Annotated in this window: 21 protein-coding genes; 5 read left to right on the top strand and 16 right to left on the bottom strand. The window is 65.4% G+C overall.

Features of this window, described 5'->3' with window-relative positions; genetic code table 11:
• Positions 1-34 precede the first annotated feature (34 nt).
• A complete protein-coding gene (gene chrA, locus ACX1DW_RS04210) occupies positions 35-1,252 on the top strand; it encodes a chromate efflux transporter (protein ID WP_458992844.1) in 1,218 nt (405 codons plus the stop codon).
• Positions 1,253-1,258: 6 nt separating this feature from the next.
• Here chrA and ACX1DW_RS04205 read toward each other — a convergent pair whose 3' ends face one another.
• Positions 1,259-2,011, bottom strand: coding sequence for a sulfite exporter TauE/SafE family protein (locus ACX1DW_RS04205; protein ID WP_133456783.1), 753 nt, complete (start codon positions 2,009-2,011; stop codon positions 1,259-1,261).
• Between the two features lie 110 nt (positions 2,012-2,121).
• Between ACX1DW_RS04205 and ACX1DW_RS04200 the strand changes: the two genes are divergently transcribed.
• A complete protein-coding gene (locus ACX1DW_RS04200; protein WP_063540434.1) occupies positions 2,122-3,078 on the top strand; it encodes a LysR family transcriptional regulator in 957 nt (318 codons plus the stop codon).
• A 3-nt stretch (positions 3,079-3,081) separates the two neighbouring features.
• Here ACX1DW_RS04200 and ACX1DW_RS04195 read toward each other — a convergent pair whose 3' ends face one another.
• Positions 3,082-3,423 carry a ribonuclease E inhibitor RraB gene (locus tag ACX1DW_RS04195; protein ID WP_063540435.1) on the bottom strand — a complete coding sequence of 114 codons (342 nt, stop codon included), beginning with the start codon at positions 3,421-3,423 and terminating at the stop codon, positions 3,082-3,084.
• 312 nt (positions 3,424-3,735) lie between these two features.
• Positions 3,736-4,596, bottom strand: coding sequence for a polyamine aminopropyltransferase (gene speE / locus ACX1DW_RS04190; RefSeq protein ID WP_458992843.1), 861 nt, complete (start codon positions 4,594-4,596; stop codon positions 3,736-3,738).
• A gap of 183 nt (positions 4,597-4,779) precedes the next feature.
• Between speE and ACX1DW_RS04185 the strand changes: the two genes are divergently transcribed.
• Positions 4,780-5,655 carry a DNA-3-methyladenine glycosylase family protein gene (locus ACX1DW_RS04185; RefSeq protein ID WP_458992842.1) on the top strand — a complete coding sequence of 292 codons (876 nt, stop codon included), beginning with the start codon at positions 4,780-4,782 and terminating at the stop codon, positions 5,653-5,655.
• An 8-nt stretch (positions 5,656-5,663) separates the two neighbouring features.
• Here the strand turns inward: ACX1DW_RS04185 and ACX1DW_RS04180 are convergent, their stop codons facing one another.
• The 6 genes from ACX1DW_RS04180 to aroC all read right to left on the bottom strand — a co-directional run bounded on the left by ACX1DW_RS04180 (position 5,664) and on the right by aroC (position 9,762).
• Positions 5,664-6,224 (bottom strand): histidine phosphatase family protein, encoded by a 561-nt coding sequence (locus tag ACX1DW_RS04180; protein WP_458992841.1) that lies wholly within the window; start codon positions 6,222-6,224, stop codon positions 5,664-5,666.
• A gap of 3 nt (positions 6,225-6,227) precedes the next feature.
• On the bottom strand, positions 6,228-6,419 hold the full coding sequence (locus ACX1DW_RS04175; RefSeq protein WP_063540439.1) for a PLD nuclease N-terminal domain-containing protein: 192 nt from the start codon (positions 6,417-6,419) through the stop codon (positions 6,228-6,230).
• 6 nt (positions 6,420-6,425) lie between these two features.
• The gene (locus ACX1DW_RS04170) at positions 6,426-6,635 is read right to left on the bottom strand and encodes a PLD nuclease N-terminal domain-containing protein (protein ID WP_063540440.1); all 210 of its coding nucleotides are present in this window, start codon (positions 6,633-6,635) and stop codon (positions 6,426-6,428) included.
• Between the two features lie 163 nt (positions 6,636-6,798).
• Positions 6,799-7,344, bottom strand: a complete 546-nt coding sequence (locus ACX1DW_RS04165; RefSeq protein ID WP_458992840.1) for a 1,2-dihydroxy-3-keto-5-methylthiopentene dioxygenase — start codon at positions 7,342-7,344, stop codon at positions 6,799-6,801.
• A 109-nt stretch (positions 7,345-7,453) separates the two neighbouring features.
• Positions 7,454-8,605, bottom strand: coding sequence for an MFS transporter (locus ACX1DW_RS04160; protein WP_458992839.1), 1,152 nt, complete (start codon positions 8,603-8,605; stop codon positions 7,454-7,456).
• Between the two features lie 65 nt (positions 8,606-8,670).
• A complete protein-coding gene (aroC, locus tag ACX1DW_RS04155; RefSeq protein WP_208216205.1) occupies positions 8,671-9,762 on the bottom strand; it encodes a chorismate synthase in 1,092 nt (363 codons plus the stop codon).
• A gap of 145 nt (positions 9,763-9,907) precedes the next feature.
• On the opposite strand from aroC, the gene ACX1DW_RS04150 reads away from it, so the two are divergent.
• Together ACX1DW_RS04150 and ACX1DW_RS04145 are read left to right on the top strand one after the other, a co-directional pair.
• Positions 9,908-10,870: an alpha/beta hydrolase gene (locus ACX1DW_RS04150; RefSeq protein WP_458992838.1), complete on the top strand. Its 963-nt coding sequence runs from the start codon at positions 9,908-9,910 to the stop codon at positions 10,868-10,870.
• An 81-nt stretch (positions 10,871-10,951) separates the two neighbouring features.
• Positions 10,952-11,731, top strand: a complete 780-nt coding sequence (locus tag ACX1DW_RS04145) for a hypothetical protein (RefSeq protein WP_156243930.1) — start codon at positions 10,952-10,954, stop codon at positions 11,729-11,731.
• Positions 11,732-11,735: 4 nt separating this feature from the next.
• Here the strand turns inward: ACX1DW_RS04145 and ACX1DW_RS04140 are convergent, their stop codons facing one another.
• The 7 genes from ACX1DW_RS04140 to ACX1DW_RS04110 form a co-directional block, all read right to left on the bottom strand.
• Entirely contained in the window at positions 11,736-12,959 is a 1,224-nt protein-coding gene (locus tag ACX1DW_RS04140; protein ID WP_458992837.1) for a carbohydrate porin, read from the bottom strand.
• Positions 12,960-13,069: 110 nt separating this feature from the next.
• Positions 13,070-14,242 (bottom strand): ABC transporter ATP-binding protein, encoded by a 1,173-nt coding sequence (locus ACX1DW_RS04135; protein WP_458992836.1) that lies wholly within the window; start codon positions 14,240-14,242, stop codon positions 13,070-13,072.
• A gap of 11 nt (positions 14,243-14,253) precedes the next feature.
• Positions 14,254-15,096 carry a carbohydrate ABC transporter permease gene (locus ACX1DW_RS04130; RefSeq protein ID WP_013983051.1) on the bottom strand — a complete coding sequence of 281 codons (843 nt, stop codon included), beginning with the start codon at positions 15,094-15,096 and terminating at the stop codon, positions 14,254-14,256.
• Positions 15,089-16,006, bottom strand: a complete 918-nt coding sequence (locus ACX1DW_RS04125; protein WP_458992835.1) for a carbohydrate ABC transporter permease — start codon at positions 16,004-16,006, stop codon at positions 15,089-15,091. The genes ACX1DW_RS04130 and ACX1DW_RS04125 overlap by 8 nt, the downstream gene beginning before the upstream one ends.
• 109 nt (positions 16,007-16,115) lie before the next feature.
• Entirely contained in the window at positions 16,116-17,363 is a 1,248-nt protein-coding gene (locus ACX1DW_RS04120; RefSeq protein WP_458992834.1) for an ABC transporter substrate-binding protein, read from the bottom strand.
• A 158-nt stretch (positions 17,364-17,521) separates the two neighbouring features.
• Positions 17,522-18,973 carry an ATP-binding protein gene (locus ACX1DW_RS04115; protein ID WP_011913556.1) on the bottom strand — a complete coding sequence of 484 codons (1,452 nt, stop codon included), beginning with the start codon at positions 18,971-18,973 and terminating at the stop codon, positions 17,522-17,524.
• Entirely contained in the window at positions 18,957-19,691 is a 735-nt protein-coding gene (locus ACX1DW_RS04110; protein ID WP_063540451.1) for a response regulator, read from the bottom strand. Before ACX1DW_RS04110 ends, ACX1DW_RS04115 begins: the two co-directional genes overlap by 17 nt.
• Between the last annotated feature and the right edge of the window lie 26 nt (positions 19,692-19,717).

The following is a 19,717-nucleotide window of genomic DNA, read 5'->3' as shown; positions in this document are numbered from 1 at the left end:
CCGACTCAACCCTTGCAGATCAGCCCATCCCCACATGTCCTTCGACGCCCAACGCCCCGCCGCCGATCCCCTGAAAACCTGGACCATCTTCCTGATCTTCCTGCGTCTGGGGCTGACCTCCTTTGGCGGCCCGGTGGCGCATCTGGGCTACTTTCGCGACGAATTCGTCGCGCGCCGCCGCTGGTTGGACGAGCGCGGCTATGCCGATCTGGTTGCGCTCTGCCAGTTCCTTCCCGGCCCTGCCAGCAGCCAGGTCGGCCTGGCGATCGGCCTGCTGCGCGGCGGTTATCGTGGCTCGCTGGCGGCCTGGGCCGGCTTCACGCTGCCCTCGGCCGTCGCGCTGACGCTGTTCGCTCTGGGCATCGCCCGCTGGGGCGACGCCCTGCCCGGCGGGTTCATCCAGGGCCTGAAGGTCGTGGCGGTGGCGGTCGTCGCGCAGGCCGTGTGGGGCATGGCACGCTCGCTGTGCAGCGACGGGCCGCGTGTTGCGATCATGCTCGGCGCAGCAAGCGCCGTGTTGCTGCTGCCCTTCGTCTGGAGCCAGGTGGCAATCATCATCGTCGCGGGGCTGATCGGATTGCTGGCGTTCCGCCCGACGCCAGGCGAGGCAACCCCCAATTTGCCCGTGCGCATCAAAACGCGCACCGCGCTATCTGCCCTGTTTGCGTTCTTTGCGCTGCTGGTGCTGCTGCCCGTGCTGGCCGGCGTCAGCGGCAGCCAGGCGCTGGCGCAGATCGATGCGTTCTATCGCACCGGTGCGCTGGTGTTCGGTGGCGGCCACGTGGTGCTGCCGCTGCTGCAGGCCGAAGTGGTGCCGTCCGGCTGGGTCGACAACGACGCCTTCCTCGCCGGTTATGGCGCGGCTCAGGCCGTACCCGGTCCGCTGTTCACCTTCGCCGCGTTTCTCGGCGCGTCGATGAACACCGGCCCCAGCGGCTGGCTCGGCGCAGCCATCTGCCTGGTCGCCGTGTTCGCACCCTCCTTCCTGCTGGTATTCGGCGCCTTGCCATTCTGGGAACGGCTGCGCGGCAACCGCCGCAGCCAGGCGGCGCTGGCGGGCATCAATGCCGCCGTGGTCGGGCTGCTGCTGGCGGCGCTGTACGACCCGGTCTGGACCAGCGCGATCAAGGCCGCGGAACACTTCATCCTTGCCGTGCTGGCCTTCGCCGCACTGAGCTACTGGAAGCTGCCGCCGTGGCTGGTGGTAATCACCGGTGCGCTCGGCGGCGCCCTACTCGGCCTGACGGGCTGAAACTGCTCAGCTTTCCAGCGCCAGCAGCACCGCACTGGTCACCAGGAAACCGCTGAACAGCAGGCGCAGCAGATGCTCCGGCAGCGCATGGGCGAGGCGCACGCCCAGGCTGATGCTGAGCAGGCCGCCAACGGCTAGCGGCAAGCCCAGCAGCCAGTTGACCTGGTGATGCAGTGCGTAGGTCACCAGGGTAACGCCGGTGCTCGGCGCCGCCAGTGCCAGTGACAGCCCCTGGGCAACCACCTGCGAAGTGCCGAATACGCTGGTCAGAATCGGTGTGGCGATCACCGCACCGCCCACGCCGAACAGCCCGCCCGCCGCCCCCGCCCCTGCGCCGAGGACGCTGAGCCATGGCCAGGAATGACGCAGCTGACCGTTACCGGGCGCTGGCCGCAGAAACACACGCAGCAGGTTGTAGGCCGCCAGGGCCAAGAGAAAGCCAACGAACGCCAGGCGCATGCGGCCGGCGTCCAGCGAGACCGCCACGCCCGCGCCGAGAATGGCGAAGACAAAACTGGCTCCGGCCAGCGCTGCGGCGTGGCGCCAGTCGATGCGGTTGCGCTGATGGTAGCGCCAGATGGCGAGCAGCACGTTGGGCACCACCATCACCAGCGCCGTACCCTGGGCCAGTTGCTGATCCAATCCGAAGAGCACGCCCAGCACCGGAATCGCGATCAGCCCGCCGCCAATGCCGAACAGTCCGCCAAGCGTGCCCAACGCCAGTCCCAGCAGAATGTTCAGCCCGATGTCCAGCAGCATATGCGCGTTCCATTGTCAGAGAGAACGCGAATGCTACGCCGCTACGGCTGGCGTCGATACGCACAGCCGCGCACAATGGCTTTGCACTTTACGCACAAGCAGAGTCGCCAATGCTGCCAGACGCCCTTTCCGCTCAACTCGAACTCTTCCTCGACGTGCTGGAATGCGGCAGCTTCTCCGCTGCTGCGCGCCGGCATGGCCTCACGCCCTCTGCCGTGGCACGGCGTATCGATGCACTGGAGCAGGCCCTCGGCGGTCAGCTGTTCAGCCGCAGCACCCATGCCGTGCGGGCGATGCCTGCGGCACTGGCCTTTGCCGAGCGCGCCCGGCGCATCGTGCAGGAACTGCATCTGGCGCGTGCCGAAGCGACGTCGTTGGACAGCGCACCGGAAGGTCGGATCCGCATCGACGCCCCTGCGCCATTCGGGCGTCGGCACCTGGCGCCGGCGCTGGCTGAGTTCCTGCAGGCCTATCCAGGTGTAGATATCCAGCTGCGGCTGATCGACAGCTTCGTCGATCTGCAAGGTGAACATCTGGGGGAAGTGGATCTGGTGTTGCGCATCGGTCCGCTGGCCGACACGCGGCTGGTCGCCACGCCGCTGGCACCGATGGTGCGGATCGTCTGCGCCAGCCCGGCCTACCTGGAACGTCGTGGCCTGCCGTTGCAGCCGGAGGAGCTTCCCGAGCATGACGGGCTCGACTGGGACGCGCTGGCTCCGCCGCATGCCTGGCGCTTCGAGCGCGACGGCAAGCCGCGCCTGCTGCGTCCCGGACGCTTGCGGATGGTGGCGAACAATGCCGAGGCGCTACTGGCCGGAGCGCTGGCCGGGCTCGGCATCGCTCACCTGCCGACCTGGCTGATCAGCGATCAGTTGCTGCGCGGCGAACTGCTTCCGCTGTTCTGCGAAAGCGGACTGCCGCAACCGGAAGCCAGCGGCATCTATGCCCTGCGCCTGACACGCGAGGCCGACTCGCGGACCCGACTGCTGCTGGAGTTTCTCAAATCCCGCTTCGGCCCGGTCCCGCCATGGGACCAGGCGCTCAATAGCGATTTGAAAAGGGAGTGACGATCAGAGGCTCTGGCTTTCGATTTCCTGGGTGACGCCCCAGCCATCGAGCACCCCACCGAGGGGTTCGACCAGATCCTCCAGATCCTGCTCGAAGTCGCCGATGCCGTCGAACGTCGCGTACATCACCTTGCTGACCTGCAGATTCCAGCTTCCGTCCTCGCGCGGAAAGACCTGGGTGTTGATGGTTTCACCACGGAAGTTCTCGGCGGCGATCTGGGCACGGTCCCGTTCCGGGAATACCGCGTAGAACTCGATGGGATGCACACGGGCGAAATCGAAACCGCCCTCTTTCATCCGGCGCAGAACGGTGCTGCTGACATCCTCATGGAAGGTGGTGCTCATGATTCAACCTCCTCTCATACCTGGATGAAGTTGCCACGAGCTCAGCGGGAGATCGGCTCCGTCGTCGAGACATCGGGCAAACGGGAGTCGCAACAGCTAGTCGAAGAGACGTGGACGATGTCCACAGTGACAAGCTAGCAGGCCAGGGACCTGACTGCACGGGCTCGATGGCTCGACGCCACCGCGCGCCAGGGTCGCGGGCTTCATCAGTAGAACCCGCGAGACATGTGGCAGTTCAACCGGACCGCGGAACACAAAACGGCCCGCACCGTTGCCGGGCGGGCCGCTCGAGGGGCGATGCGCCGTGCGCGATCAGTCGTTGCTGGGCTTGGCGATCGCATGTAGCACGTACTGCGGCAGCGCGAAGGCGGCGATGTGCACGTGCGGGTTGTAATAACGGGTCACGATGCCGCTGCCGCTATAGCGCTGCATCAGGGTTTCCAGCGGCAGCTTGCGGCTCTCGGCATTGCTGGCGCCCCAGGCGAAGGTCATCGCACCGCCAATGTAGGTCGGCACCGCAGCCTGATAGAAATGCCAGTCGGCGAACAGACCTTGCATGCGCTTGGCGGTGGTCTGCACCGCGCCCAGTTGCAGGAACGGCGTGCCGTTCTGGGCGACCAGGATACCGCCCTCGTTCAGGCAGCGCCGGCACGCCTGGTAGAAGTTCTCGGAGAATAGCGCCTCACCCGGGCCGACGGGATCGGTGGCATCGCAAATGATGACGTCGAACTTCTCCTCGGTTTCCGCCAGGAAGTGCATGCCGTCATCGATCACCAGCTTCAGCCGCGGATCATCGAAGGTCCCGGCCGAATGGTTCGGCAGGAATTCCCTGCATATCTCCACCACTGCGCCGTCTACCTCGACCAGGGTGATGCTCTCGATGTCGCGATGGCGCGCCACTTCGCGCAGGATGCCGCCGTCGCCACCACCGATGATCAGCACCCGGCGCGCCAGGCCGTGGGCCAGGATCGGCACATGGGCGAGCATCTCGTGGTAGACGAATTCGTCGGCCTCGGTGGTCTGGATCACCCCATCGAGAGCCATGACGCGGCCCATGCGCGGGTTCTCGAAGATCACCAGATGCTGGTGCTCGGTGTGCACCTCGTGCAGCAGCTTGTCGATATGGAATCGCTGCCCGTATCCCTCGTAGAGAGTTTCCTGAAAGTCGCTCATGGCTGTCTCCCTTGGCAGGCATCGCGCAACGCCGCGACGTCTGCAAGCTGGCTGGGGACGGGCGATGAATCGCCCACCGAAAAGAGGCGCATTCTACGGTGGCCTAGATGACAGGAGGAACCATGGGGGTTCGAAAGCACACTTAGGGACGACAAAGCGACGCGCAGACGCTAGGGTCTGGAAATGAGCGAAACCATTCACCTGCCCTACCTCGAGCCCTGGGACTGGCAACAATTCCACCGCCACTTCGCCCTGCGTCTTCTGCCAGGTGTGGAGCGCCTGGAGCCACGCGGCTATGCCCGTACGCTGCGCCTCGGTGAGGCCTGCGGCTGGCTCAGCGTCAATGCTGCCGACGACCGCCCCGTGCTCGAACTCACCCTCAGCGACTCGCTGCTGCACGCCACCCAGCCACTGGTAGCCCAGGTGCGCAAGATGTTCGACCTGGACGCCGACCCGCAGGCGATCGCCACGCATTTCGCCAGCGACCCGGCGCTCGGCCCACTGGTCGCAGCTCAACCCGGCCTGCGCCTGCCAGCGGCCTACGATCCATTCGAGCAGGCCGTGCGCGCGATCGTCGGTCAGCAGGTCACCGTCAAGGCGGCCGTGACCATTACGCGCCGTATCGTCGAGCGCCTCGGCGAGCCGTTGCCACAGGCGCCAGCCGGACTGGAGATGCTATTTCCCACCGCGCAGGCGATCGCCGACGACCCGCTGGAGGCCATTGGCATGCCCGCCAAGCGCGCCCAGGCGCTGCGCCGGCTGGCCGCCGCCGTGGCCGAGGGCGCGTTGCACCTGCACGTAGGGGATGGCGCCGACACGCTGGTCCGGCGCCTGTGCGAGCTGCCGGGCATTGGCCCCTGGACCGCCGAATACATCGCGCTGCGCGGCTTCGGCGTGGCGGATGCCTTTCCCAGTGCCGATCTCGGTTTGCTCAAGGCGCCGCTCTGGGGAGCGGATGGGCTGACCGCCAAGGCACTGGCCGCACGCGCCGAAGCCTGGCGCCCATGGCGTGCCTACGCGGCGATCCACATCTGGGACAACTACGCCAAGGGCGGCTGACGGTAAGGCTAAGGCGGCGGGACGCGCGCCAGGATCTGCGGAGGTACGGCCAGCGGCAGAGCCAGGATCAGCCCCTCGCCCGACTGCGGAAAGATGCCGGTCAGCGCAGTGATGTTGACCTGATGGCTGACCAATATCGCCACCTCACCGGCCTCCAGCCCGGCCAAGACTTCGCGCAGCTCAACGGTCTGCCGTCCCTCGCTGGCCGGCGAGGCGAAGAAGGAATCCAGCGCAGGCAGCGGCTCGACCGGGCCGAGCGCCATCTGCTCGGCCGTCTCCAGGGCGCGGCACCAGCGGCTGCTCAAAAGCCGTACCTCGGCCAGGCCTCTATCGCGCAACAGCGCGCCCCAGCGTTGGGCCTGGGCTCGGCCGCGCTCATCGAGATTACGCTGGGTGCTGCAGTCGGAGAGTCTGAAGCCGGGCGGATCGCCCAGCCCTGGCGCATTGGCGTGGCGCAGTATCAACAGCGCACGGCCTTCGCGTAATGCCTGCCAGGCTTCGTCATCGTCCGCCTCTCCCGGGACAGAGACGAGCAGCAGCACAGCGAACAGCAAGCCACTGCCACGCATGCTTCACAGCCGCGCTTTGCCGAACGGCCCGGCCGCCACCGCCCACATGATCAGGCCGACCACCGGCAGCAATACGATGACCAGCGACCATATGACCTTGCGGCCAGTCTCGATGGGGCTGCGCCAGACATGCGCGATGGCGAGCACATCCAGCACCAGCACCGCGATGGCCAGCGGAGCGCTCAGGCTTTCCATTAGCGCTTACCGATATGGTCCGCGTGCATCGGGGCGATTGCCGCGCGGGCCCATGATTCCCCAGATGATCAGGCCGAGCACCGGCAGGATGATGATCAGCAGAACCCAGAGCACTTTCTTGCCAGTGGTGCTGTCGCTGCGAACGATGCTGATGATTGCCCAGATATCCAGTATCAGGATGAGCAGGCCGAAAATACCGCCGAATGCATCTCCCATGGGTACGCTCCTGTTTGGGTGGGTACCTAATTTAGGATGCCAGCGCGGCGGCAGGGTTCAGTTAGCGTGCCAGAGCGCCTCAGCAGCGCGTCGGATCGACCGGGCAAAGCTGCTGACGGTCATGTCTGCGCCTGCACCGGTGTCGATGGCCATGGTCGACGTATCAGTCATCCAGTCGAGGGAACTGGTCGGCGATGCGTTCGCCAGTGAACTCGGCAACCCAGCCGTCCGGATTGCCGAACAGGCGAATGGCGACGAAGTGCGGCTCTTCGCCCATGTCGAACCAGTGACGCGTGCCGCCGGGTACGGTGATCAGGTCGTTCTTCTCGCACAGCACGGCGTAGACCATGTCGTCGATATGCAGACTGAACAGTGCGCGCCCGGCGACGAAGAAGCGCACCTCGTCCTCGGCATGGCGATGCTCATCGAGGAACTTCGCGCGCAGTTCTTCCTTCTGCGGATGGTCGCGGGTCACGCTGATGACATCGACTGTGAGGTAGCCGCGTTCGGACATCAGCCGGTCGATCTGGGGCCGGTAGGCGGCGATCACCTCTTCCTGGCTGGCGCCAGCAGCAACCGGCGCGCCGGCTTCCCAGCGCTCCAGCTGTACGCCAATCTGGGCCAGCGTCGGGGCGATGTCTTCGAGGTGGGTCAGCACCTTGAGCGGCTGGTCGGGGCGGGACTCGTGATAGACGCTGAGGACACTCATGTTCGGCTCTCCGAAAGGGTCGTCTGACCGGTTACCCGGACAGCTGGAATTCATCTGTTGTGCAGAGCGCGCATTTTCAGTTGGCAGTCGAAAAATTCGAATGCGACAGTCATGCCCGGTCCTCCTGCAAACGCCAAGCAATGATAACGGCTGCGGCCAGCGCCGCCAGGCTGGCGATGGCGAACGACCAGCCCGGCCCGAGGCCAGACCAGGCGTAGCCTGCGTAGAGCGCACCCAGCGCTCCACCGATGCCGGACAGGCTGGCATACAGCGCCTGACCCTGGCCCTGCTGGCGATGACCGAAACTGCGCTGGACGAAGTGAATGGCGGCGGCGTGGAAACTGCCGAAGGTCGCCGCGTGCATCAGCTGCGCGATCAGCAGCACGGCCAGGTGCTCGGCGAACTGCCCGAGCAATACCCAGCGCAGGGCGGCGATCAGGAAGCTGGCCAGCAGCACCTGGCGCAGCGAGAAGCGCTCGAGCAGACGCGCCATGACCAGGAACAGCAGGATTTCCGCGACCACGCCCAGCGCCCACATCAGGCCGATAAAGCTGCGGCTGTAGCCCAGTGCTTCCAGGTGGATGCTGAAAAAGGTGTAGTACGGCCCATGGGCCAGCTGCATCAACGCCACGCAGCCGTAGAAGGCCAGTACCCCGGGACGGCGCAGTTGAGCGAGAAACCCGCCCTGCCCGTCCGACTCGGCGCGCTGGCGCGGTTGCGCGTTCGGGACCCAGACACTGCTCAGCACGATGCCCAGCATCACCGCAGCGACAGCGGTCGGATACAGGTCCAGACTCAACCGCTGGAACAGCAGCCCAAGCCCCACCACCGCCAGGATGAAGCCGATGCTGCCCCACAACCGTACCTGGCTGTAGCGCTCGGGCTGCTCGTGCAGATGCGCCAGGGTGATGACCTCGAATTGCGGCAGCACGGCATGCCAGAAGAAGGCGTGCAGGGCCATCACCAGCGCCAGCCAGGCGAAGCTCTTGTCGAAGAAGATCAGGCCGAAGGACAGCAGCGTGCACAGTGCGCCAAGGCGGACGATCTCCAGCCGGCGGCCGCTGACGTCGCCCAACCAGCCCCAGAGGTTCGGCGCCACGCAGCGCATCAGCATGGGAATGGCGATCAGCTCGCCGATGCGCTCCGGCGAGAAGCCCAGATGGGCGAAATACAGGCCGAGAAACGGCGCCGTCGAACCGAGCAGCGCGAAGTAGGAGAAATAGAACCCGGAGAGGCGCCAGTAAGGGAGCGAAGCGGTCATGGCAACAGGCGTTCAGTTTGCAGCGCGCGGCGTCAACGCCGGCGCGCCGCGCTCCGAATGGCCGCTCAAAGCTGACCCAGCACCGGCGTCGTCACCTGCACATCGGCATTCTGTGCGCGGTGGCGCAGCAGGTGATCCAGCAGCACGATGGCCATCATGGCCTCGGCGATCGGCGTGGCACGGATGCCGACGCAGGGGTCGTGGCGACCCTTGGTGATCACGTCCACCGCCTCGCCGTTCACGTCGATGGAGCGACCGGGCGTGGTGATGCTGGACGTCGGCTTGAGCGCCAGATGGGCGACGATCGGCTGACCCGAGGAAATGCCCCCGAGGATGCCGCCGGCATTGTTGGACAGAAAGCCCTGCGGGGTCAGCTCGTCGCGATGCTCGGTGCCACGCTGGGCCACCGAGGCGAAACCGGCGCCGATTTCCACGCCCTTGACCGCGTTGATGCTCATCAGCGCGTGGGCTAGTTCCGCATCCAGGCGGTCGAAGATCGGCTCGCCGAGGCCCGGCGGCACGCCCTCGGCGACCACGGTGATCTTCGCGCCCACCGAATCCTGATCGCGACGCAGCTGGTCCATGTAGGCCTCCAGCTCCGGCACCTTGTCCGGGTCGGGGCTGAAGAAGGCGTTCTGCTCGACGCTGTCCCAGGTCTTGAACGGGATTTCGATCGGCCCGAGCTGGCTCATGTAGCCACGCACCTGAATGCCCAGCGTCGCCAGGTACTTCTTGGCGATGGCACCGGCGGCGACACGCATGGCGGTCTCGCGCGCCGAGGAGCGGCCACCGCCGCGGTAGTCGCGCAGGCCGTACTTGTGGTGATAGGTGTAATCGGCATGGGCCGGGCGGAACTGGTCCTTGATCGCCGAGTAGTCCTTGGACTTCTGGTCGGTGTTGCGGATCAGCAGGCCGATCGGGCAACCCGTGGTCCTGCCTTCGAACACACCGGAAAGGATTTCCACCTCGTCGGCCTCCTGGCGCTGCGTGGTGTGCCGGCTGGTACCCGGCTTGCGGCGGTCGAGGTCGCGCTGCAGATCGTCCAGCGACAGCTCCAGCCCGGGCGGGCAACCGTCGACGATGGCCACCAGCGCAGGACCATGGCTTTCGCCGGCAGTGGTGACGGTGAACAGCTTGCCGTAGGTATTGCCGGACATGCAGGACGCTCCGCGATCGACCGAAAAACAGGGGCCGGAAGTATACCTGAGGCTGCTAAGGTGTCATCGCTCCTGTTGCCGGCGCATACTGACCTTCGCGTCGATTGCCGCGTCCAACCTGCTCTGTGGCCAACGAAATCCTTCCATGCGTGCCCTGCTGATACTGCTGCTACTGACCATGTCCCCTTCTTTCCTGCAGGCGCAGACCCTGCTCAACCAGACCCTGAACCTGGATACCGGCAGCGGCGTGCTGCAGGGCAGTCTGTTGCTGCCCAAGAGCGACCAGCCAGTACCGGTAGCGCTGCTGATCGCAGGCTCCGGTCCGACCGACCGCGACGGCAACAACCCGGCCGGGCGCAACGACAGCCTCAAACGCCTGGCCCAGGGCCTGGCCAAACTGGGCGTGGCCAGCCTGCGCTACGACAAGCGCGGCGTCGGCGCCAGCCTGGCGGCCGCACCGGACGAGCGCCACCTCAGTGTGGAGGGCTATGTCAGCGATGCGCTGGCCTGGAGCGCGAAGCTCAAGGGCGATCCCCGTTTCGGCCAGCTGATCCTCGTTGGTCACAGCGAAGGCGCGCTGATCGCCAGTCTCGCCGCGCCGAAGTCGGGCGCCGCGGCGCTGATCAGCATCGCCGGCAGCGGCCGGCCGATTGACGAGGTGCTGCGCGAGCAACTGCAGGGCCGCCTACCACCAGCACTGCTCGCCACCAGTCATTTCCTGATCGACGAGCTCAAGGCCGGCCGAACCCACGCCGAAGTGCCGGAGCCGTTGCAGGTGCTGTTCCGTCCCAGCGTGCAGCCGTACCTGATTTCGCTGTTCGCCTACGACCCGGCCGAGGTCTTCGCGGCCGTCGAGACACCCGCGCTGATCATCCAGGGCCGCCACGACATCCAGGTCGGCATCGAGGACGCCGAAGCCCTGCAGCGTGCCAAGCCCGACGCCGAACTGGCGCTGGTCGATGGCATGAACCATGTGCTGCGCATCGTGCCGGCGGATGCGCAACAGCTGGCCTCCTATGACGCCCCCGATCTGCCGCTCGCCTGGGGCTTGCAGGAACGTATCCGGCGCTTCCTCCAGGCCAATGGCATCCTGCCAGCCTCCAGTTAGGCGCCGCGCTGCCGATAGCCCGCATGACGAGGGCCCGATTGGCTCCTGAACGAGCCGCCGCGCAGGCCCAGGAACGCGCAGATGACCGACAGCGAAACCATCCAGAGCACTGAAAAAGACCAGCCGGCAGCGCCGAAGCATCCGTGGGCGGAGCTCAAGCCCGACCGCTTCCGCCTGCTACGCCTGGCGCCACTGCCCACCGAACGCGACGGCGGCGCACGCCCGCTGCGCTTCGTCGAGCTGGCGCAGCTGGAACGCCACACGCCCGAGCAGAGCCTGCTGCGGATGTTCATCAACATTCCGGGGCAGGTGCGCTCGCGCAAAAGCAACGTGCTGGAGGTATGGGCCGATCACCGCAGCAAGGAACTGCGCTTCGGTCCGGACAGCGGGTTGCAACTGGAGCCGGTGAATCGTGGCCTCGGCCGTTTCCTGCTGGCCCAGGGCGCGGCCTGGGCGCAGAAGCGCTGGGGTCACTACCTGGTCGAGGGCGGCTCGCTGCCCAAGGATGTGACGAGCGATGATCAGCGGCTGCGCCGCGACCACTGCCTGCGCACCCAGGGCTTCGATGTCGACTACCCGAAGGATCAGGCGGGCAAGGCGAGCTACGGCGCGCCGCGGGTCAGCAGCCTGCGAGCAGACTGGAACGGCGAGAAGGTCCAGGTCGTCGAGCTGCAGGAGGCAGCCGCCATGCTGGAGCAGGCCGACCGCAACCTGCAGGCGCAGGAAAACCAGATCCGCGATCTGCAGGAGCGAATCGCCCGCTTCCGTCGTGAGGACGGTGCGCTGCGATTCACTATCGTTTGCCTGATTGCGCTGGCGCTGTTCCAGGCCGGCCTGCTGATCTGGATGGCGACCCGCTAACCAGTTACCACCAGTGCTCCACTTGCACGCCGAAGTTCGAACCGTGGCGAGCGTTGCCGAACGCACCGGTATCCGACAGCGCCGAGCCTTCAGCCATCACGCTGGCCGCCCGTTGTGCCGCGTCGTTCCAGCTGGCGTAGGTGTAGTACAGGCGGAACTCCGGCCGTGCCCAGAAGCCAGGACCGGCGGGTGACCAGGTCGGCGCAATGGTGAACTTGCTCAGCTTGCGCGTGCCGTCGGTGGCGTCGATCTGGTCATGGCCAACCTCGGCAACGAGCTTGAACTGCTCGCTGAAGGCATAGACCGGACGTGCGCCCACCGACCACCAGTCCTGGTCACCACCGTCATCGCGCTTGTCCTTCTGATAGACCACCTGAAATTGGCCGCCGAATCGCGGCGTCACCTGCCAGTCGAAGTACTCAACCACCCGCCAGCTCTTGGCGCTGTCGTCCAGGGTGACGTCGCCGGTGTAGCCGAGGCCGGTGCCCGGGCCCTCGCCGTACTGCAGCGCCAGGGTGTTCTTGCCACCGAGAAAGTCGGCCTGCACGTGCTGCACCGTCACCGCCCAACCGCTGTTGGCATCATCACGGCTGGGCTTGTCGAGGTAGCTCAGGCCGAACTCCAGCTCGCCGCCGGGGTTGCTGTCGAAGCCGCCGACGTTGAAATCGTGGCGAGAGACGTACTCCTTCTGGAACACGCTGTCCTTGCGCGAGAAGGCATAGCTGTACTTCAGTCCGCCGATTTCCATGTCCTCGACACCGGCACCGGTGGCGCTCTGGTTCCAGTAGTAGAAGTCGGAGATGTGGATGTCGTTACGCTTGTAGAAACGACGGCCCGCCCATAGCGAGCCGTTGTACAACGCCGGCACCTTGCTCCACTCGGCGTAGGCCTGGACCATCCGTGCCCAGCCGTGGTCGCCGGTGAACTCCGGGGTGTGGTTGTACTGGTTGTAGAGCGCTGCCATGCCTTCCAGGCTCAGCACCGAGCCGTCGGCGAAGGTGTAGAGGTCCTGGCGCAGATCGAGCTCGGCGTATTGCTCGCACTCATTACCCAGGCGGTACTTGCTCGGCGCACCGGGCAACTGGAAGCAGGACTGCGAATCGCTGTTGACCGATTCGCCGACCCCGCTGCGCATGTAACCGGTGAACTCCAGAGCATGGGCGCCGAGAGGCAGGCTCAGACCCGCAATGGCGCTGGCAACGCCCAGGGCTGTCAGTGTTTTTTTCATCATCCACTCCGCTTTTGTTGTTATTGATCGCTGGATCGAGCCAGTCGGCTCTGTTCATTCCTGTAACCGTCCACTTTCATCGACCGCCTGCTGGCAAGGCAGGCGGAAGTTCACTGCGCTGTGCCCGCTCCGTTGGAAACCAGCCGGGTGACCTTGCTCTCGCGCACCGGCTCCGGCTGCACAACGCCAAGCCGCTCGCCGGTCTGGGCATCGAAGAGCAGCGCCTTGCGCGGATCGAACTGCAGATTGAGCGTCTCCCCCACTCGCGGAGCCTGGTCCGGCATCAACCGGCAACAGGCCTTGACCTGATTCAGCGTGAACACCACCAGGGTGTCTGGCCCGGTGGGTTCGACCACTTCGATGTCGACCGCCAGCGAAAAATCAGCTGTTCCGACTCCGGCGAGGCCGATCTGTTCAGGGCGAATGCCGAGGATGAGTTCGCGATCACGCAGACCTTCGTCACTGGTGATCGGCAGCGGCAGCTCGCAACTGCCCTGCTCGCTGTTGAGCACGCCCACCCAGCGGCCGTCACGCTGACGAATGCGCAGCGGCACGAAGTTCATCGGCGGCGAGCCGATGAAGCTCGCGACGAACAGGTTGGCCGGGTTGTTGTAGATCTCGTGGGGGGTACCGAACTGCTGGATCACACCGTCCTTCATCACCGCGACCTTGTCGCCGAGGGTCATTGCCTCGATCTGGTCATGGGTGACATACACCGTGGTGGTTTTCAGCCGCTGGTGCATCAGCTTGATCTCTGTGCGCATCTCCACCCGCAGCTTGGCGTCGAGGTTCGACAACGGCTCGTCGAACAGATAGATCTTCGGCCGCCGTGCCAGCGCCCGGCCCATGGCCACGCGCTGCTGCTGGCCGCCGGACAGTTGCGACGGCTTGCGTTCCAGCAGCGGCTCGATCTGCAGCAGCTTGGCGACCCGCGCCACCTCCTCCTCGATCTTCGCCGCCGGCACCTTGCGCATCTTCAGGCCGAAGGCGATGTTGTCGCGCACGCTCATGGTCGGATAGAGCGCGTAGGACTGGAACACCATGGCGATGTCGCGATCCTTCGGGCTGGCCTGGCTGATGTCCTCGCCATCGACGAGGATCTCGCCGCCGGTGATGTTCTCCAGCCCGGCGATGCAGTTCATCAGGGTGGATTTGCCGCAGCCGGAGGGGCCGACGAGAATCAGGAACTCACCGGCGTCGATCTTCAGCGCGATGTCCTTGAGCGTTGCGATCTGGCTGTTGCCATAACTCTTTTGAACGTTGCGCAGTTCCAGGGAAGCCATCGTTGTTCTCCTCAACCCTTGACGGCGCCGGCAGTCAGCCCGCGCAGGAAGTACTTGCCGGCGATCACGTAGACCACCAGCGTGGGCAGGCCGGCGATCATCGCGGCGGCCATGTCTACGTTGTATTGCTTGGCGCCGGTGCTGGTGTTCACCAGGTTGTTCAGCGCCACGGTGACCGGCTGGGTATCGCCGCTGGCGAACACCACGCCGAAGAGGAAGTCGTTCCAGATCTGGGTGAACTGCCAGATCAGGCAGACCATGATGATCGGTACCGACATCGGCAGCAGGATGCGCCCGAAGATGGTAAAGAAACCGGCGCCATCCAGCCGTGCCGCCCGCACCAGCGCTTCCGGCACGCTGACGTAGAAGTTGCGGAAGAACAGTGTGGTGAACGCCAGGCCGTATACCACGTGCACCAGCACCAGACCGGTGGTGGTATTGGCCAGGCCCAGCTTGCCGAGCGTGAAGGACGCCGGCAGCAGGATCACCTGGAACGGCAGGAAGCAGCCGAACAGCAGCAGACCGAAAAACAGCTGCGAGCCGCGGAAGCGCCACATCGACAGCACGTAGCCGTTGATGGCGCCCAGCGCGGTGGAGATCAGCACCGCCGGGATGACGATCTTCACCGAGTTCCAGAAGTAGCCACCGACGGCATCCCAGGCGGTCAGCCAGCCCATGGCCGTGAACGCCTCCGGCCAGCTCAGCAGGTTGCCGGTACGGATGTCTTCCGGTGTCTTGAAGCTGGTCAGCAACATCACGATCAGCGGCACCAGGTAGACGGCGCAAGCCAGCAGCAGCGTAGCGTGGATGGTCAGGCGCCCGAGCGTCAGGCGCGGTTGCGCGAAATCAGACATGGCGCTTGCTCCTCAGCTCGGAGTACAGGTAGGGCACGATGATCGCCATCACCGCGCCGAGCATCAGCATGGCGCTCGCCGCACCCAGGCCCATCTGGCCGCGGGTGAAGGTGTGGGCGTACATGAACATCGCCGGCAGATCGCTGGAATAACCCGGGCCACCGGCGGTCATCGCCGCCACCAGGTCGAAGCTCTTGATGGCGATATGGGCCAGGATCATCAACGCACTGAAGAACACCGGACGCAGGCTCGGCAGCACGATGCGCAGGTAGATGGTCGGCAGGCTCGCACCGTCCACCTGAGCGGCGCGGATGATCGACTGATCGACGCTGCGCAGACCCGCGAGGAACAGCGCCATGACAAAGCCCGAAGCCTGCCAAACGGCGGCGATCACCAGGCAATAGATGACCCGATCCGGGTCCACCAGCCAGTCGAAGCGAAAGCCCTCCCAGCCCCAATCGCGCAGCAGCTTGTCCAGCCCCAGGCCAGGGTTGAGCAGCCACTGCCAGGCGGTGCCAGTGACGATCATCGACAGCGCCATGGGGTACAGGTAGATGGTGCGAATCAGCCCTTCGCGGCGGATGCGCTGGTCCAGCAGTACGGCGAGCACCACGCCAATGAACAGGCTGATGGCGATGAACAGGCCGCCGAATACCAGCAGGTTCTGGCTCGCGACCCACCAGCGATCGTTGTCCCACAGGCGCTCGTACTGTTGCAGACCGGCCCATTTGTAGCTGGGCATGAAGCGTGAGTTGGTGAACGAGAGCAGGAAGGTCCAGCCGATGTAGGCATAGAAGCCGACCAGCACGATCAGCATGCTCGGCGCCAGCACCAGCTTCGGCAGCCAGCGCTGCAGGGCGTCGAGCGGCGAGACCTTGGCGGGCCTGGCTTGAAGCGCGATGGAGCTCATGGGTGTGATCCCTCATGGAAATCCGGGATGTCGTCGCCCGCGGCACATGCCGAAGCAGGTACCGGGACGCACGTTTCGGGAACCGGGCGGACGTGGTCCGCCCGTGGCGTTACTGCACGGCCTGGATTGCCGCCGCCAGTTGCTTGGCCGCCTTTTGCGGGTCGGCCTTGGGGTCGTTGAAGAAGTTGGTCACGACATCGAACACCGCGCCCTGCACGTAGCTCGAAGCGGCCATGCCGTGGGTCAGGCTGGGTTGCAGGCCGCTGCCCTGGGCCGCCGCCTTGAAATCCTTCATCGACTGCTGGGCGCAGGCGTCGAACTCGCTCATGTCCTGGTCCTGACGAACCGGGATGGAGCCCTTGTTCTGGTTGAAGAAGGTCTGGAACTCCGGCTGCAGCACGGCGCGCGCCAGGTCTTCCTGGGCCTTGCGGTTGTCATCGTCGCTCAGCTTGAACATCGCCAAGGAGTCGATGTTGTAGGTGAAGCTGCCCTGGGTGCCGGGAAACGGCAGGCACTGGTAGTCCTTGCCCGCGACCTTGTTGGCGGCGGTAAACTCGCTCTTGGCCCAGTCGCCCATGATCTGCATGCCGGCCTTGCCGTCGATGACCATGCCGGTGGCGCGGTTCCACTCGCGACCGGCGGCATCGGCGTCTATGTAGTCACGCAGTTTCTTCAGCGCCGTGAACGCCTGGACCATCTTGTCGCCGGTCAGGGTGTCCTCGTCCAGCTCGACGAATGCCTTGTGGTAATCCTCCGGTCCGAGAATGCTGAGCACGAAGCCCTCGAACACGGTGCCGTCCTGCCACGGCTGGCCGCCGTGGGCGACCGGCACGAAACCGGCGGCCTTGAGCTTCTCGGCAGCGGCGAAGAACTCGTCGAGGGTCTTCGGCGTCGTGGCGCCGGCCTTCTCGAACACCTCGGGGTTGATCCACAGCCAGTTGACCCGGTGCACGTTGACCGGCACGGCCACATAGGAACCGTCGTACTGCATGATCTTGCTGACCTGCTTGGGCAGCAGCTCGTCCCAGCGCTCGGCCTTGGCGGTGTCGTCGAGGTTGGCGAGCAGACCGAGTTCACCCCACTCCTGGATGTCGGGGCCCTTGATCTGCGCGGCAGATGGCGGATTGCCGGAAACGGCGCGGGTTTTCAGTACGGTCATGGCGGCCTCGCCACCGCCACCGGCGACGGCGAAATCCTTCCAGGTATGGCCTTTCTGCTCGACCATCTTCTGCAGGGTGTCGGCGGCGCGCTTCTCGCCGCCGGAGGTCCACCAGTGCAGGACTTCGACCTCGCCGGCGTGGGCGAGCAATGGCAGGGCAAGGGAAACGGAAAGAGCGAGACGATGGATCGCATTCATGGAGGGGCACCTTCTTGTTTTTATCCGGCAAGTCATGGTCGCTTGCGATGGATCGAGTCTATGCGCAGAAAAATGGACACTGGGTAACGAAGGGATGGCCGATGGTCACCAACCGGTTACAAAGGCACGCCACAGGTAACAGGCACGCCCGGCGGGCTTCAGCGCGGTAGTGTGAGGGTCACCCTCAGCCCTCCCTGCTGCAGGTTGCGCATGCTCAGCTCGCCGCCGTGAGCGTGAGCGATGTTGCGCGCGATACCCAGCCCCAGGCCGTAGCCCTGCTGCTGGCCGGAGAGCCGTACATGGGGTTCGAAAACGTGCTCCAGGCGCTGCTCCGGAACACCCGGCCCCTCGTCGTCGACGTGCAGCACCAGCGCTTCCTTGCCATCCTCGACGTGCAGGTGGGCGCGCTCGCCGTACTTCAGGGCGTTGTCCAGCAGGTTGCCGATGCAGCGCTTGAGTGCCAGCGGTTTGCCGGGGTAAGTCGCCAGCGCGCGTCCATCCAGGGTCACGCGGGTCTGGTCGCAGGCCTGGTACGGCTCGACGATGTGTTCGAGCAACAGATTGAGGTCTACGGCCTCGATGTTCTCGTGGATATCGGTGTCCTTCACGCACTGCAGGGCGCCCTTGACCAGCAGCTCCAGTTCGTCGAGATCGCGGTTGAACTTGACTTGCTGGGCCTCGTCCTCCAGCAGTTCGACCCGCAGCCGCAGCCGCGTGATGGGCGTGCGCAGGTCATGGGAAATCGCGCTGAACAACTGGCCGCGCTCGGTCAGATAGCGGCTGATGCGCTCGCGCATGTTGTTGAAGGCGCGGCTGACCTCGACGATCTCGCTGGCACCGATCTCGGCCAGCGGACGCACTTCGCCTCCCACCGACAGCTCTCGCGCCGCCTTGGCCAGGCGCTTCAATGGCCGGCTCTGCCAGCGCACCAGCAGGCCGATGAACAGCAGCAGGAAGGCGCTGGTCAGCACGATGAACCACAGCTGCTGCACCGGCAGCCCCTCGTCTTCCAGGCTGACGTAGGGTGCCGGCATCAGCGAGGCGAGATAGAGCCACTCCTGCGGCGCGATCTGTATCTGCGTCACCAGCACCGGTGGCGCCAGCGGTTCGAAGCCCAGCGCGTAGTGGGCCCAGGAGCGCGGCAGCTCCTCGAGCTTGATGCCGCTGTTGAAGATGCGCAGATCGTCCGGGCTGACGAACTCGATGGTCAGGTCCACCGCGCCACCCAGACGCTGGCGCAGCACCTGCTCCACCTCGTGCAGCACCGCACGCTTGCGTGGCGTCTCCGGCAGGATCTTCATCTCCAGCGGCTTGTCGTTGAGCGAGACGAAGAAGCGCGTGCCGCCCATGCTGCGCAGCTGGTCGAGCACCAGCGGGCGGTAGCCGAGCGGCAGCGATCGGAAGTAGCTGACGCTCGCCCCCATCGACTGCGCCAGGCTGCGAGCGCTGGCCAGCAGCCCCTCCATCTGGCTGGCGCGCAGCTGCGATAGCCAGATCAGGCTCGACAGCCCTTGCGCCAGCAGCACCGCGAGCAGGGTCAGCAACAGCATGCGTCCGAGCAGCGAGCGCGGCACCAGCCGCAGGCGCCGCCGCTCAGTGCGCAGATTCATGGTGCGGCGTCACCTGGGTAGCCAACAAGTAACCGCTGCCACGTACCGTGCGGATCAGCCGCGGCGACTTGCCGGTGTCGCGCAGGCGCTGGCGCAGGCGACTGACCGCCATGTCGACGATGCGCTCCAGCGGCATCACCTCGCGCCCGCGGGTGGCGTTGGCAATGGTGTCGCGGTCGAGGATTTGCTGCGGATGATCGAGAAACAGCTTGAGCAACGCAAAATCGGCACCGGACAGAAAGACTTCCTCGCCATCGGCGTGGAACAGCCGGTGGCTGATCATGTCCAGCCGCCATTCATCGAAGGCCAGCACATCGCTGCCGCGCTCCTGGGCGAAGCTGACCCGTCGCAGCAGGGCTTTGATCCGCGCCAGCAGCTCGCGTGGGCTGAACGGCTTGCCGAGGTAATCGTCGGCGCCCAGCTCTAGACCGACCACCCGGTCGGCCTCGTCGGAACTGGCGGTGAGCATGATGATTGGCATCGAGGCCAGCCGCTCGTGCTGGCGAATCCAGCGGCACAGACTGAAGCCGTCCTCGTCGGGCAGCATCACGTCGAGTATCACCAGATCGGCCGGTTCGGCGCACAGCGCGCTGCGAAACTGCGCGCCGTCCGGCACGCCGCGGACCTGAAAGCCCGAGCGGCTGAGATAGGTCTGCAGCAGTTCGCGGATTTCCTGATCGTCGTCGACCAGAAGGATGTTCTTACCTGCTTGGCTCACGTCACGTCCCTTTTCTTGTTGTTATC

This window comes from Stutzerimonas sp. KH-1 (assembly GCF_054483855.1).
The sequence above is the reverse complement of the archived record's forward strand: the minus strand, read 5'-3'. Positions and strand labels throughout refer to the sequence as shown.